The following is a 14,831-nucleotide window of genomic DNA, read 5'->3' on the forward strand; positions in this document are numbered from 1 at the left end:
TTCTTATTAAAAACTTATTAAAAAAGTTTCTTTAGCTGGAGAAGTTTTTCTTCAAGAAAAACAAGTGCTTTCTTATATGTAAGCTCTCCTTCAGGGGTTATAGTATATGTGCTTTTTGGATCGCCTTCAACTTTGACTATTAATCCTTCTTCTTCCATCCTGTATATTATACTGTACAAATATAATGTATTAACCTTTATACCGAATAAATCATTTATCTCTTTCTTTATTTCATTAATGGACAAAGCTCCCTTTTTAATAAGGACGTAAGAAACGTATATCCACAATACTTCATTCTCTATCTTCTTTTTAAGCCTCTCAAATGCTCTTGATTTGCTTTCCTTTTCCATTTTTTCACTTTCAAAAACTTTTTAACGTTAAAAAAATTATACTTTTATAAATATAAAAAATTTTATATGTAGTGAGAAATATGGGAAAAATTAAAGTTGGTTTGATTGGTATTGGAAATTGCGCTTCTGCTATCGTTCAGGGTGTTCTTCTCTCAAAAAAAGACCCTAATAAAACCAAAGAAATTCTATTTACTGATATAGGCGGTTATAAAATTGAAGATATTGACTTTACACTAGCTATTGATGTCGATGTCAGAAAAATTGGAAAAGATCTCGGAGATGCGATATTTGAAGGGCCAAATTTATTCCCTAAAATCGTTGATGATACAAAGACAGGAGTTAAAGTTATAGCTGGTCCTGTGCTTGACGGTGTTGCAGATCATATGAGAAATATTTTCATGCCTCACAATAAAGAAGTCACTATGGAAGAAATTGTAAGTGCGATAAAAAGTTCTGGAACAGAAGTTCTAGTTAATATGTTGCCAGTCGGTTCTGAAGAAGCAACAAGATTTTATGCCGAAGCTGCTATAAAAGCTGGAGTTGCATTCATTAATGGAATGCCTGTCTTTATTGCAAGCGATCCGAAGGGAGAATGGCAGGAGAAGTTTAAGAAGGCTGGATTGCCAGTACTTGGAGATGATGTAAAGGGTCAGTTTGGAGCAACAATACTGCACTCTTCACTTACTGCATTAATGAGGGAAAGAGGTTTGAGGATTAATGAAACTTATCAGCTCAATATAGGCGGAAATACCGATTTCCTGAACATGAAGGAAGAAGAAAGGCTAAGAAGTAAGAGAGAAAGCAAAACTAGCGCTGTTTTGAATACTCTTACAAATCCGAAAGAGATTCTTGAGAAAAACAGAATACGAATCGGACCTAGTGATTGGGTACCTTTCTTAGGAAACACTAAAATCGCTTACATATATGTGAGGGCGACATCATTCCTGGGATTCCCAGTAGAGTTGGACGTCAAGTTAAAAGTTGATGATAAAAGTCAGTATGCTGCAGCAATGATAGATGTTATAAGACTAGCAAAGCTCGCGCTAGACAACGGACTCTCAGGAGCTATTCACGAGGCTAGTGCATATTACATGAAGCATCCGCCAAAGCCTGTTTCTTCCCCGTACGAAGCCAGGAGCCTTCTTGAAGAATTTATAAGAAAATATGGGAAAAAGAGCATTTCTTAATTTTTTACTTTGAAGTTAATCATTAGGGAATATAGCTATGAAGCTCACTAAAATTGGCTTCTTGGCCAATCCAATTGCTGGACTTGGAGGGGCTCTAGCATTAAAAGGTAGCGACGATATTTCTTGGAACGACCTAGGATCTCTAATAGGTCCTGGTTATAAAAAGGCACTTTTATTTGCTTTAATCCTAAAAGAAAGGCTTAAAGAAAAAATCGAGAAAGTTGAGTTCCTCGTTCCTGATGGAATGATGGGAGAAGATATATTCAAGAGGTTTGGTCTTTCCTACACTTCTGTTTGCTCTCCAAACTATCCGTCAACAAATTTGGATACGAAAAATTGTGCAATGGAAATTAAAAAAGAGGGAGCAGAAGTTTTCTTTATTTCTGGTGGCGACGGAACAGTCTATGATGTTTATACACAAGTAAAAACATCCATTCCTATTGTAGGAATACCTTCTGGTACAAAGATGTATAGCTCAATATTTGCCAAAAGCATTAATGCAGCAGCAATTTTATTAGAAGATTTTATTAATGAAAACTACGTACTAGAAGCTGGGGAAATACTACTAGTCGATGAAAATACCATTAGAGAAAATGGAAGCTATCGAGAACTCTTCAGGGGAATAGCTTATACTATCGAGTCAAAAAACAATTTGCTTCACCAACAGACTAAAGACCTTTCCTACTCAGAAGAAGAGTCTCTAGAAGAGATTGCAGAATATGTTAATGAGATTGTAAATGATAAAGTACCCTTAATAATTGGACCTGGGAGAACCTGCAGTAAAATAGCTCAAAAACTTAATATAAAAAAAGACAATGTACTTTCTGTCGCTGCTGGATATAAGGGAAAAACCTATTGTAGCGACTGCAATTCATTGCAACTCTCTAATTTTGTTGATTCTCTAGATAACTTAGACCTCTTGCGGATAATTGTTTCTCCATTGGGGAATTCGGGTTATTTGTTTGGTAGAGGCAACCACCAGATAACTGGCTATATTCTTTCGAAAATTACGATTAAGAATTTATTGATAGTAGGTAGTAGAAACAAAATGAGCAGATTGAAAAGTTTATTAATAGACATACCTAAAAGCAATAAACTATTGACCTTATCAGGTTATACAAGAGCAATTGTTGGCTACGAAGAAGAAGTTGTAATTAAAGTAGAGCTTGCATGAACTACCCGCCCTCACGGAATGGGACTTTCGCCCCCTTAACCCCCAAAAAATTAAAATTCAATAAATGCTAATTTTTGTCTTTTCTCATTATGGAGAGAGAAATAAGATGGAAATAGACTCGTTGACAATTTTTGTTGTTTCTATCATAATTGTTGTTCTTTTAGTTTTGAGAAAAGTAAATATAGCTATTTCTCTAGGTTCAGGTCTTCTCTTTTTCTCTTTACTTGCAATAAGGAATCCTTTAGAAATAGGAATTGTAATTCTCTATACTATGAATAAAACCACTTTAATAACCTTATCTTCGTTAATATTAGCTATGTTTCTTGCCGACATTTATAGAGTTACAGGTATAGCTGAAAAGATGGTTAATGGATTAAAGTTTTTTGGAAAGAAGTTTACTGGAATTTTTACCCCAGCAATTATAGGTCTTCTCCCGATGCCAGGTGGTGCATATATTTCAGCTGTGCTTGCTGAATCTATATATAAAGAGCTAAATCTTAGCCCTGAGGAGAAATCTTTTATAAACTATTGGTTCAGGCACATTTGGATTCCTACGTGGCCATTATATCAAAATGTTATCCTTGCATCCGCATTGCTTAAAATGTCAACTACAGATATTTTTAAAATGAATTGGGAGCTTACTGTATCAGGATTATTAGGAGGAGCGGTAATTCTCCTCTTATTAGGCTCATACTATAAAAAATCTGAGATTGACAAAGACAATAAAGATAATAAAAATATTGAAAAAGCTAGACTGAAAAACATACTTCATATTTGGCCTCTAATTTGCATAGTTATTCTTTCTCTTGTTTTTGGAATTTTGCTTCCTGTTTCAATACTAATTTCAATATTTTTATATATAGCTGTTTACCACCCAACAAAGAAACACCTCTATGATGCGCTAAAATATTCATTCAATCTAACTATAATAGTACTTGTTGTAGAGACGCTTATCTTTGGAAACATGATAACGTTTGGAGGAGTAACAAAGGAGTTGACAGCAATCTTTTCAAGTTACGCTTTTCTAGCAGTCACGACAATACCATTTATAATTGGCTTTGCAACTGGAACAGAACTTACGTATGTAGCGCTCGCCTTTCCCCCTCTAATAAACATATTTAATCAGAGCTCTCTTTTCATTCCAGTAGCATTTCTTTCAGGATATATGGGTGTCATGTTAAGTCCTTCACACTCGTGTTTAATACTAACCGTACAGTACTATAAAGCCGAACTGCCAAAAGTCTACAGATATTTGATACCTTCAGTTATTGTGGTTTTCGCAGTAGCAGTCTTGCTAATATACCTTCTTAAGCTCTAATACCCTTACAACTGAAACCATCGCCCTTTAGGGCGGGGAGGAGGTTAGAAATAGTGTCAAAAACTCTTTTTTTCTTCCTCAAAACCACCTTTGCATATGATGCCCTCTTCTTCACACCTCTTTTTTAAAAAATTTAAAAAATTTTTCACTCTAGCTTTATCAAAGGTTCTGATTATCTCATTTAAAGGATAAGTATCATTTAGCATAAATGATTTAATATGGAGAGAATCATAAAAAAGCGTACTGCCTGTCTCCACAGCTAATGTAACTATCGCATCTGCCGTCTCTCTGTCATCATTGATTCTGGGAATAATGGGACCGTAAAAGATCCATGTTTTTATTCCTTCTTTGCTTAAAGCTCTTATAGCATTAGCCCTTGAGATGGGAAATGGAGCATTTGGCTCGATAAATTTCGATACACTACTTTTAAGAGATGTTATGGTAAATCCTACATCTACTTTTTCTCTATAATTGAGAAGAATTTCCTTATCTCTTAATATTAGGGGATTTTTTGTCTGAAAGCTTAGGTAAAAACCACTTTCAAGCAATATCTTTACGGATCTCCTTGTCAATTTGTAAATAGCCTCCAATGGTTGATAAGCATCGGTTATTGTCCCAACACCTACTATCCCTTTCTTTTTCCTCTTAACTTCTTTCTTTAGGACTTCAACAAGGTTTGTTTTTACCAGTACGACCTTTCCCCAATTTTTGGATGCTCTTTCATCCTTCGTGTAAAGTCTTGCATAGCAATATATACATCCATGAGAGCATCCTAAGTAGGGATTTAAGGCATAGTCAAGATCAGGCAATCCGCTTTGGGAAATTGCACTCTTTACTTCTATAAAATGCACTTCAGTATTGCCTACTTTCATATTTCCATCTCTAAAAGCTAAAAGTATTCCGTAATTTTCTTTTCTGTCATTATTAACTGAATTATTTTAGAAGAAGCTATCCATTTCGCTGATCCTAGCTTTGTTTCTTTATTCAAAAAGCTTACAACTTCGTTTATATCATAGGTCTTCATAACCGGTCCTCTCTTATACATTTCTCTTATGGATTCTCTTACGAACCAGACACCTATTGGAACATTGAAGCCAGGGTATATTTCCCTGAGTAACACAGCAGTAGCTTGTCTTTTCTTATTCAGCAAAAGCTCGGCTGTAGCTAGTCTAGCTGAATAGTAGCAACCACCTATAGATGGATAGTTCTTTCTGCCTCTGTAGTACTCATAATCGCCCTCAATTTCTACATCTCCGTTCTGAGGATTCCACGTCGAACCGGGCCACCAAGCCTCCATCCATTCAAAGCTCCAGCTTCTAGGAAATAGTATAGATATAAATAAGTTGTCATGTATTTTCAGCTCATATACCTCAATTTCACTGATTTCTTGGAAGCCTTTTACTTTTTTCAGTAATTCTTCTGAAATTGTACTGTCTACTGCTGTAATGCTCCACCTAGTTGGAACTAGCCTTCTTTTTTCTCTTTCTCCAAAAGTTCCTATACTCATTACCTTTGATATATAAGAAACTGGAAAGTTTCTCTCGTATAGATAAATTATCGCATCTTTTGCCTTAATCTCGTCATAATACAAACTGTCAATTATCTTTGGAATGCTTGGATTGTTTACAATTTTGAATCTCTCTATAGGTGAGCTAGGACCAAAAGGAGGTTGTTCCTCATCAAATATTACTATCGGAACTGGCGGCTTGATTAATTTCATTTCTATCTCTACAGGTTTTATACTCATAGCTATATCTCTCACTTCATTTACAAATTTTTCATTAACCTGATTTACGCTCGCATAGTTATAGCCAGTAATTAAGCTGTAACGGTAATCCAGTATATCTTCTATTCTTAATTTCAGCCAAGACTCGGGCAACTCATATATCTGTGTGTCCCCACTTAAAGGTGGAGAGCTCGGCCCTATTCTTACCTTAGGATAACCAATTCTCCCAACAAATACTGAAGGAGGACTGGAACCGTAAATTTCTTTCTTCTCTGTAAGACCTTTTAGCTTTGTTAAAGCCGTATTTCTAGCTATTATTGGACAATATGCCAGCCCGCAGTAGCCCCTACCTCTACATAAGACACACAATCTCGTGTCTATCTTCATTTTTTCAACTCGTGTCTATCTTCATTTTTTTCAACTAAAAGAAAATACTGAGTTCTTATAACCTCTTATATAATTCTTATATAATTATTAATAATTAAACACATGATATAATATTTTAGTTATTCTGTTGAAATATTTTTTATGTGACATAAAATAAAGGAGGCTAAATGTTTTGAAAGAGGTAAAAAGAGGTAGAGTGAAAAAAATACTTTCATATGGGCTCGATTCGATTGTAGTTACTTCTGGTTCTAATTTTTTCTATCTTACAGGTTTAAAAATTGAGACTTTTGAAAGGCCGTTATTATTATTTATGAGCGAAGACTACTCTTTTCTTCTTGCCCCAAAATTGGAAATGGAAAGATTGGGAGATCTTAATGTAACGGAGTCTCTTTTTTATGATGATGCAACTGATCCCTTTAAAATTATTGAAAGTACTCCAACTCTCAAGAATATACTTAGAAAAGGAGTTAAAATAGGGGTAGATCCCAATCTCAGATTTTCCTTTTTTTATAAATTGAATAATATATTTAAGGATGTAAACTTTGTAGATGCAAGCGAAGAGATTCAATTGGCTAGAATGATAAAAGAAGAGGAAGAAATAAAAAACATAGAAAAAGCATCAAATATTTTATCAAAAATTTTTGAAACTGCCCAAGAATCGATTTCTCCTGGGATTTCCGAAGCGGAAGTAAGATTTAATCTAATGAAGAAGGCATCAGAACTTGGCGCTAGTTCTTATGACTTCATCGCTATACAGTCTGGGGAAAATACCGCTATTCCTCATCATGAATTTTCCAGCAGAAAAATCAGAAGAGGAGATTTAATTGTAATCGACGCCGTAGTATCTTACAATTGGTACAATGCCGATTTAACGAGGGTATTTTCTCTTGGAAAGCCAAACGAAGAAGTCCTAAGCATTTATTCATTTGTTAGGCAGGCTCAAAAAATTGGTATAGAATCTTCAATAAGCAACGTAACTGCAAAAAGCATAGATGAAAAAGTTAGAAACTACTTCAAAGAAAGAGAAATTGATCAGTTCTTCATTCACAGAACTGGACATGGATTAGGCATAGATGCACACGAGAAGCCGTTCATTTCATCAACTTCAAACGATGTTATTGAAAATGGCCAAGTTTTTACTATAGAGCCAGGACTGTATTTTCCTGGAAAATTTGGAATAAGGCTAGAAGTTGATGTTGTTATAAAAGAAGGAAAACCTCATATAATAGGCGATTTTCCCTTAGATATAGTAATTATCTAAAAATTATTCCGTCTTTATAATTATGAAATAAAATTTGAATTGTAACTTATTTTTAAATATTTTGTCTTAGTTTTTTAATTCTTAAAGAAGGACTCAAGTCTCGCAACGCCTTCTATCTCTTCCCAGCTTATGTTGATGGTCTTTAGAATTTGTTCGAATGTTGTCCTGGCTATATCTAAATATTTTTCGATATCTATATCTGAAAGTTTTGCAAGCTCAACTGTTTTTACTCCATCTTTCCCCTTCACTTTTACATAAGAAATTATATCACCTCTAGCTAAAGCTTTATTAAAAGGCTTTAGCTGAAGTGCCGCCTTAACGTGTTGAGGAGTATTCTTCTTGTACTCCAAGACATCCTTGTTAAGCATAACATTGAATGCAAGCTCATCGAGGTTATACTCCATATTTTTGAGCTTTAAGTAAATTTTCTTAACATTCTCCTTTATCTTATCCTGTGTTTCTAAGAAATCGTTCGGCTTATTGATTTCAGAAAGTCTTTTTATTACATCTGAAAAAGCCTGCTTAAGAAACTCTGGCTGATTTCTCTTCTTTCCAAGAAGTCCCTTGATAATAACTTCGCCTAAAGAAGTTACTCCTAAGTAGTTCTTTTTCAGGCCGGAAAAAGCTACGTATCTAAACTCCTTGTCTACTTCTAAATCTAATCCAAACTCCTTCTCAACAGAGGCGATTATCTCTTGTAATGCTTCTTTGCTTGGACTCCAGATAAACATGCTGTCTGTGTCGCCATAAAGTATCCTAAGGCCTAATGATTTCGCTTTTTCTACGGTGTTAGTAATAGTGTACCTTCCAACTGCTGTGACACTTTCTGCTACTGGTGGCGCATATAGGGCAAAATTATCGCTTCCGAAGACTCCGTAACTGGCATTAAGCAATACCTTAAGAGCGGATTGAACAGCATTATACCACTCCTTCCTCTCTTCGCTTATGCTTTTATCCTTGCTCTTCTTCTTATATACCTTAACTCTCAGATCTCTCATTGCCCCTATCATTATGGGGGTCATTCCTCTCCTGTCAAAGCAAACCTTATGCCCAACATCAGGTATAGTTCTTTCCTTATTGCACGGATAATGTGGATTTACCGTTTCGTAGCTTAAGTTCCACACCTTTATTATCGATGGATATAGACTAGCAAAATCCAAGACTACAACATTGAAGAAGACGCCTACTGGCGGATTAAGAACTATTGCCCCAGCGTACTTCTTTCCTTTAATTACAGCTTTGCTTTTTATTTCTTTCTTATGAGCTAATATATCCTCTTGCTTTGGAATTATATAGTTTCTCTTTCTATGCTCCCAATAGAACATGTTTTTAATCCATGCACTGATTTGTGTTCTGCTTAACTCTTCTATGCTTGTCTTAGTCAGTCTTGAAAGCAAAACAAGCAATTTCCATGTTAAGAAGTTTTTCCATCTAACCAATTCTAGAGTTATAAACGAGTCCCTGTAGTTATACTCTACGAGCTTAGAAATGCCTAGTGTTCCAGGATTCTCGTCTACTTTTACTTTTCCGATACCGATTATTGCCTCGGCTATGCTGTTCAGCGTATTTTCTCTGTACTCTCCTCCAAAGGCATAAGTTTTAAGCGCTTTATTGTTGAATACATGGTACAAGTCTATATGTATTGCGTTTTTAAATGTATAAAAGTCCTGAAACTCTTCAATTGGGATTTCTTCTTCTCTCATTCCAAGAATGATTGCTCTGTTTCTTATATAAGGAAGATCGAAGTTATCTCCGTTGAATGTATATACAACAGGATAGTCTTTTAATATACTGAAAAACTCTTGAATAAGAGAATACTCATCATCGAACACATGAACTTCTATGTCTTTAGTTTCCGATTTAATAGGATCCTTACTTGAAAGAGGGTATGCGCTTGTAAGAACAATCTTCTTTCCATCCGTAGTGCTAATCGATATAGCTACAATAGGATATAGTGCTTGCGATACATCAGGAACTCTGTTTTGGTACGGAGAAAAGACCTCTATATCTATGGCAGCCATTTTTGGTTGCGGAGGAGACTGCTCAAAAAGAGGATAAACATCTCTTACAAACTTTAAGGTTTCTTCGTCCTCATTTGAAAAGCTCTGTTCTATTTCTTTCGGAATGGAATTACCCTCAAATGCGAGAGCAAGATTTTTTCCTAATACATTATATTTTGCTCCGGGTATCAGCTGTCTATCGAATATGAAGTTATGGTGGTATTTTATATTGCTTTCCCAGCTGTCTCTGAACTTATCTCTCATTTCTTTTACAGCAAGCGGATCTGTGACTGTAATCTTTGTATAGTGCTCATTTTTCATTGTAAGCGGGTTGATTTTTAAGACAATATCTTTGCTTATCACCTTCTGTTTTAAAGACCCGTTTAATATCTTATCTATTTCTTCTGGACTTTCCTTCGCGAGAAAATATGGCTTATGATCGGTCTTGTCATACCAATACAAGATCCTTCCGCTTTTTTCTTCATAAAAACACAGAACTGCTTTGTTTCTGTGATTATCGTAATAGTAAGAGAGCAAATATCCATCATTAATTGTAGCATTATCAACTTTAACGAACCATACAATTTTTTTATTTTCATTAACAACTATACTCGATTTACCTAGTTCTTCAATCTTCTTCTCATTTTCCTCTTCGCCTTTTGCATTTCCATTAAGCAATAAGCTGGAAATATATTCGATCGAATTGTCTTTAGATATATATGCTAACTTTTGCACTTCATCTTCGTGATCTTTAAGTTCTTTATCCTGGTTATACGTCAAGTCTTCTGCAAAATTGTTTGCCGTCTTTTCTTTTTTGTTACTTGAGTTTATAAAATCAAATAATGTTGGACCGTTTTCTTTTCTGTCCCTCTTCAAAGTTGCCATAGCCATTTACCTTACAAAGCAAATATTTTAATAAAAACAAACTGTCTATAGATAAATAGTGTCAATTGGGAATTAAACCTTCATATGTATTTTTAACTATAAAGTATTTAATATAATGCCTCTCTTAAATAAATTTCATGTTTTTTCTATGGCACGTTGCAATTGAACTGAACTAGCTCTTAGTATAGGGAAATCGTTTACTTAAAGAATTGCTACTTTTTGTAATTACTAAAAAAGCATCTTATTTTTTGATAAGGTGGCTACAGCAATTAAACAAAAAATGCGTATTACACTAATATAAGAACTAATCCTGTTCATATGGAACCCTAAAATGTAACTAAGTGATCACCTTTATTAACTATTAAAAATACGCTATAATTTATAAAAATTTATAATTTAAATAAATTATCTAACTATATATAAAAAATAAATTAGATTTTATTTTAATTATTTCAGTGATTATTTTCATATAGGTTGTTCTAAAAAAATTATCGAAAAAAATAAATATAAGAACTTAAAAAATTTTTTTCCAAATTTTTTAAATAACTTTATCATAGGTGAAGCTATGAGCGAGAAGTCTGAAAAAAATATGGAAGATTTAAAAAATAGCACAAGTACCCAGTATAAAGACAGCAAGCATTATAAGAAAGCTCTCGGCTTTTGGGATAACGTGATGCTAAACATAGGAACAATGATAGGCTCAGGAATACTATTACTGCCTTTCGTAGTTGCCGCTTATGCTGGACCATATGAGTGGATCTCTTGGTTAGTGGCAGGTATTTTTATTCTGCCGGTAATTCTAATATATAGCCTGCTGGTTGAGCTATATCCAGTTTCTGGAGGAATGTCAAGATATCCCTACTACTCTCATGGAGGTTTGGTCTCATTTTTAGCATCAGTCAACGCAATATTCTACTTTTCAATGATAATAATCCCTATAGAAGCACAGGCTATAGTAAGATACCTGAATCTCTTCTGGCCTGTTCTGTTGGAACCTAGCGGATATCCGACTATACTAGGATATATTGTTGAGGTTATATTAACTGTCTTAGTATCAGTTATCGTTTACTTAGGGGTCAGAAGTGTTTCGACAAGCAACTTTGTAATTACAGCAATAAAATCAGGCCTAATACTTCTCTTCGGACTTACTATGTTCCTGTTCTTCTGGAGTCCTAAGAACTTTACCGATCCCAGCATAGCAGTAATGCCAATGGGTATACCTGGAATATTTGCTGCTGCTGGAGCAAGCATATTTGCATATACAGGATTCAGAAGAACGGCAATATTTGCAGGTGAGGCAAAAGAAGAAATTGTCAAGAAGTTGAACTGGTCTGAAATTGTTGCATGGGCTATAGTGCTAGTAATATATGTGTTTATGTCTGTAGCTATTGTAGGAGCTATTGACTGGGAAAAGCTTGCACCTATAGCTGCAAAAATGGGAATTAACCTTTACCCAGGAAATTGGGCAGGAATTGCAAACCTCAGCGGACCATTCGCAGCTATGGCTTTAGGATACGGCTTAATATGGATGTACTATTTGTTTTTATTAGACGGAATTATATCTCCATTTGGAGTTTCAATAGTAGAACAGGGTGGCCTCCCAAGGCTGTTCTATGCAGCCGCAAAAGCTAAATACATGCCAAAAGCTTTCTTAAAGGTTGACAAGAAAACAGGAACTCCTATATGGGGATTAATCGCGTCACTGATAGGAGAGATTATTTACTTGTTTGTAATACGATTATATAGCCAATCAGTAGATGTCGTAGTAGCATCTTCTAATATACTTTATGCAACAGGGCCTGCTGCTGTCATTGGAATACTAGCCAGAAAGAAAATTAAGAGCACCTTTTACAGTATATTAGCACCGGTAGCAATGGTAAGCAGTAGCCTCATATTCTACTGGGCAACATATCCATATACTCTATGGGGAACTATTGCCTTATTTATATTCCTTCCGCTATTCATCTACTATGTAGCAAAAGGCGAAGCGAGAGGAGACATTAAAAACGGAATATGGTATCTAACATACATTATTGTCTTGGACATAATAAGCTACCTTGGCGAAACAACTTTCGGAGGAAAGGGCATTCTATCGTTCCCATGGGACTTTGTAGTTATCATAATAGTAGCGTTAATATTCACTTATTGGGCTAAGATTTCAGCATTAAAAGAAGAACCAGAAGAAGCTGTCGATATAGAAGAATAAAATTAAAAATTTTTATTTTTTATAACAAAATTTTTTCGTCTCCGACGTAAAATTTCTCAACAGTCACTTTTAACGTTATGATTGCTGCTCTTATCATATTTTCAAGTGACATGCTAGGAGGGATTCCAAACTCAGACTTCACAGACGCTGTCTGCTCTGGAAGGAGAGGAACGTGCATATATCCTGATCTTCTTGGATATCCTTTTGTAGCTCTACTGTGGAGAGCAATATACATAACATAATTGCATAAGAATGTACCTGCAGTATTGGAGACCGATGCAGGTATTCCAGATTCCTTCAATCTTTTCACTATAGATTTAATTGGAAGAGTTGAAAAATAAGCATTTGGTCCTTCTGTATAAATCGGCTCATCGATTGGTTGATAACCATCGTTGTCAGGAATTCTCGCATCCATAATATTAACAGCAACTCTTTCCATAGTAACATAAGATATGCCTGCCCACAAACCCATGCTGAGCACTATGTCTGGTTTATAGCTATCAAGAAGAGTTAAGAGTTTATCTTTAGCTTTCTTATAAGCTACAGGCAATATTGCTGTTTGAAGCTCAACATTTGGCATCTCTTTTTCTATTTTTTCTGGAAGATGCTCGGCAATAATTTGTGAGGGGTTTTGCTTATAGCCTCCAAATGGCTCAAAGCCGGTTACTAATATTTTATATTTTTCCATTTTTCTTCACTCCTTTATTTTTAATTTTTACTTAAAATTTAAACATAAAGATGAAGTAGTTTTTATTTTTAGTAAAAATTTTTATAGTAATTAATTTAAATTTTTGTTTATTTGTGGTGTTTAATTTTGGAAAACAGTATTTTTGATAGATATTGGAAGTCAATTTCGAGAGCTTCCTCCTATAAGTATTTTCCATTAATAGTGAAGAAAATAGAAGGGTCAAGAATCGTTGATGTCAACGGAAAAGAATATATAGATTTTCTCTCCAGTGCTGCCTTGTATAATGCTGGCCTAAATAACGATGAAGTAGTGACTTCCTTGTTAGAGGAGCTCAAAAACATGTTGCATTATACACAGTATCTGTATCATGAAAAAAGTATAAAGTTAGCTGAAATTTTAAAGGAAATAACTCCTGGAACCTTTGAGAAAAAGGTTGCGTTTGAGCTAAGTGGAGGAGCAGCAGTTGATATTGCTTTAAGGTCATCTCTATACTTTTCAGGAAAGAAACTTCTAGGTTCGTTTGAGAATTCCTATCATGGAACCACATATCTTAGTATTTCTGTCTCTGGTTCGTTTAGACCAGAGATCAGAGAAAAACTCAATGCATACCCTTATGTATACTTCTTCAAGTATCCAGATACGTTCAGGAGACCGAGAGGTATTGAGCCTGAGGAGTATGGAGAGATACTCCTTGGAGAGATCGAGAGGACCCTCCAGGTGGATGCATATGGGAAGGGGTTCGCTGCTATAATATTTGAGCCTATACAGGGGGATGGGGGAGTCCTCGTGCCTCCTAAAAGCTTCATAGTAGGCCTCAGGAAGATCGCTGATGAGTATGGGATAGTACTAATAGATGATGAGATTCAGACAGGCTTCGGGAGGACGGGTAAGATGTTCGCAATTGAGCACTTTGGTATCGAACCAGATATAATTGTTCTTGGTAAGTCACTAGGATCCGGCATGCCGATCAGTGCTGTTATTGGAAGGAGGGAAATTTTAGATTCCCCAGAGCCGATGACATATATGTCCACCTATTCTCCTCACTATCTTTCATGTATTGCAGCTATGGCTGGCATAGAATATATAATAAAGAACAGGCTTCATGATAGGGCTGAGCTCATGGGAGAGTACTTGATGAAGAGGCTGAATGAGCTCAAGGATGGGCACGAGATCGTTGGAGATGTCAGAGGGAAGGGGCTCATGATAGGGGTTGAGATCGTTGATGATAAGGATAGCTTGAAGCCTTCGAGCAAGAAGGCGCAGAAGATCATATGGAGGGCATATGAAAATGGCCTGATAATGATGACCTTCGGGAAGTACGGGAATGTATTGAGGATAGCCCCTCCCCTCACGATCGAGAGAGAGGAGATCGATAAGGCAGTAGAGATTATGGAAAAAGCTATATCGGATGTGGAGAAGGGAAAGGTCGGAGATGAAGTTCTGAGCAAGATGGTCGCTTGGCAGTAATACAAATGATCAGTCCTTTTAAGTTAGGAAAATTAAATATTTTGAGTAAACCAACTATATGCGTTAAGATTGGCTAAAAGCCCAAGCTAATAGTTCTCGATCCTTCTCACTCATCGGCAGATTAAAATATAAACTTAATAAATAAGAGGAGCAAACGATCGTTTTAATGTGAACCTTCTTCC

At 35.5% G+C, this 14,831-nt stretch carries 11 protein-coding genes; 6 read left to right on the forward strand and 5 right to left on the reverse strand.

All coding sequences use genetic code 11. From position 1 onward, the window contains the following. Positions 1-17 precede the first annotated feature (17 nt). Positions 18-350, reverse strand: coding sequence for a helix-turn-helix domain-containing protein (locus FFONT_RS04295; protein ID WP_014558005.1), 333 nt, complete (start codon positions 348-350; stop codon positions 18-20). A gap of 80 nt (positions 351-430) precedes the next feature. On the opposite strand from FFONT_RS04295, the gene FFONT_RS04300 reads away from it, so the two are divergent. The 3 genes from FFONT_RS04300 (at position 431) to FFONT_RS04310 (ending at position 4,029) form a co-directional block, all read left to right on the forward strand. Next, positions 431-1,537, forward strand: coding sequence for an inositol-3-phosphate synthase (locus FFONT_RS04300; RefSeq protein WP_014558006.1), 1,107 nt, complete (start codon positions 431-433; stop codon positions 1,535-1,537). Between the two features lie 37 nt (positions 1,538-1,574). After that, a complete protein-coding gene (locus FFONT_RS04305; RefSeq protein WP_014558007.1) occupies positions 1,575-2,711 on the forward strand; it encodes an ATP-NAD kinase family protein in 1,137 nt (378 codons plus the stop codon). Positions 2,712-2,817: 106 nt separating this feature from the next. Further along, on the forward strand, positions 2,818-4,029 hold the full coding sequence (locus tag FFONT_RS04310; protein ID WP_158308314.1) for a DUF401 family protein: 1,212 nt from the start codon (positions 2,818-2,820) through the stop codon (positions 4,027-4,029). 56 nt (positions 4,030-4,085) lie between these two features. On the opposite strand, the gene FFONT_RS04315 is transcribed toward FFONT_RS04310, so the two are convergent. Beyond that, a complete protein-coding gene (locus FFONT_RS04315; RefSeq protein WP_014558009.1) occupies positions 4,086-4,901 on the reverse strand; it encodes an SPL family radical SAM protein in 816 nt (271 codons plus the stop codon). Positions 4,902-4,918: 17 nt separating this feature from the next. Continuing rightward, positions 4,919-6,142: an Nre family DNA repair protein gene (locus FFONT_RS04320; RefSeq protein ID WP_014558010.1), complete on the reverse strand. Its 1,224-nt coding sequence runs from the start codon at positions 6,140-6,142 to the stop codon at positions 4,919-4,921. A gap of 172 nt (positions 6,143-6,314) precedes the next feature. Here FFONT_RS04320 and FFONT_RS04325 point away from each other — a divergent pair, with 172 nt between their 5' ends. Continuing rightward, positions 6,315-7,403, forward strand: a complete 1,089-nt coding sequence (locus tag FFONT_RS04325) for a M24 family metallopeptidase (RefSeq protein ID WP_014558011.1) — start codon at positions 6,315-6,317, stop codon at positions 7,401-7,403. Positions 7,404-7,477: 74 nt separating this feature from the next. On the opposite strand, the gene FFONT_RS04330 is transcribed toward FFONT_RS04325, so the two are convergent. After that, entirely contained in the window at positions 7,478-10,288 is a 2,811-nt protein-coding gene (locus FFONT_RS04330; RefSeq protein WP_158308315.1) for a DNA-directed DNA polymerase I, read from the reverse strand. 565 nt (positions 10,289-10,853) lie between these two features. Between FFONT_RS04330 and FFONT_RS04335 the strand changes: the two genes are divergently transcribed. Continuing rightward, positions 10,854-12,494, forward strand: a complete 1,641-nt coding sequence (locus FFONT_RS04335) for an APC family permease (protein ID WP_014558013.1) — start codon at positions 10,854-10,856, stop codon at positions 12,492-12,494. Positions 12,495-12,513: 19 nt separating this feature from the next. On the opposite strand, the gene pcp is transcribed toward FFONT_RS04335, so the two are convergent. Further along, a complete protein-coding gene (gene pcp, locus FFONT_RS04340; RefSeq protein ID WP_014558014.1) occupies positions 12,514-13,182 on the reverse strand; it encodes a pyroglutamyl-peptidase I in 669 nt (222 codons plus the stop codon). A 126-nt stretch (positions 13,183-13,308) separates the two neighbouring features. On the opposite strand from pcp, the gene FFONT_RS04345 reads away from it, so the two are divergent. Further along, positions 13,309-14,649 carry an aspartate aminotransferase family protein gene (locus FFONT_RS04345; RefSeq protein WP_014558015.1) on the forward strand — a complete coding sequence of 447 codons (1,341 nt, stop codon included), beginning with the start codon at positions 13,309-13,311 and terminating at the stop codon, positions 14,647-14,649. Positions 14,650-14,831: the final 182 nt, after the last annotated feature.

Origin of the sequence: Fervidicoccus fontis Kam940 (genome assembly GCF_000258425.1) — an archaeon.
In the GTDB taxonomy this organism is placed as follows: domain Archaea; phylum Thermoproteota; class Thermoprotei_A; order Sulfolobales; family Fervidicoccaceae; genus Fervidicoccus; species Fervidicoccus fontis.

Bases quoted from the DNA above. Each gene is read 5' to 3' on its own strand.
- FFONT_RS04330 (WP_158308315.1), bottom strand. From the start codon at position 10,288: ATGGCAACTTTGAAGAGGGACAGAAAAGAAAACGGTCCAACATTATTT.
- FFONT_RS04305 (WP_014558007.1), top strand. From the start codon at position 1,575: ATGAAGCTCACTAAAATTGGCTTCTTGGCCAATCCAATTGCTGGACTT.
- FFONT_RS04295 (WP_014558005.1), bottom strand. From the start codon at position 350: ATGGAAAAGGAAAGCAAATCAAGAGCATTTGAGAGGCTTAAAAAGAAG.
- FFONT_RS04315 (WP_014558009.1), bottom strand. From the start codon at position 4,901: ATGAAAGTAGGCAATACTGAAGTGCATTTTATAGAAGTAAAGAGTGCA.
- FFONT_RS04320 (WP_014558010.1), bottom strand. From the start codon at position 6,142: ATGAAGATAGACACGAGATTGTGTGTCTTATGTAGAGGTAGGGGCTAC.
- FFONT_RS04310 (WP_158308314.1), top strand. From the start codon at position 2,818: ATGGAAATAGACTCGTTGACAATTTTTGTTGTTTCTATCATAATTGTT.
- pcp (WP_014558014.1), bottom strand. From the start codon at position 13,182: ATGGAAAAATATAAAATATTAGTAACCGGCTTTGAGCCATTTGGAGGC.
- FFONT_RS04335 (WP_014558013.1), top strand. From the start codon at position 10,854: ATGAGCGAGAAGTCTGAAAAAAATATGGAAGATTTAAAAAATAGCACA.
- FFONT_RS04300 (WP_014558006.1), top strand. From the start codon at position 431: ATGGGAAAAATTAAAGTTGGTTTGATTGGTATTGGAAATTGCGCTTCT.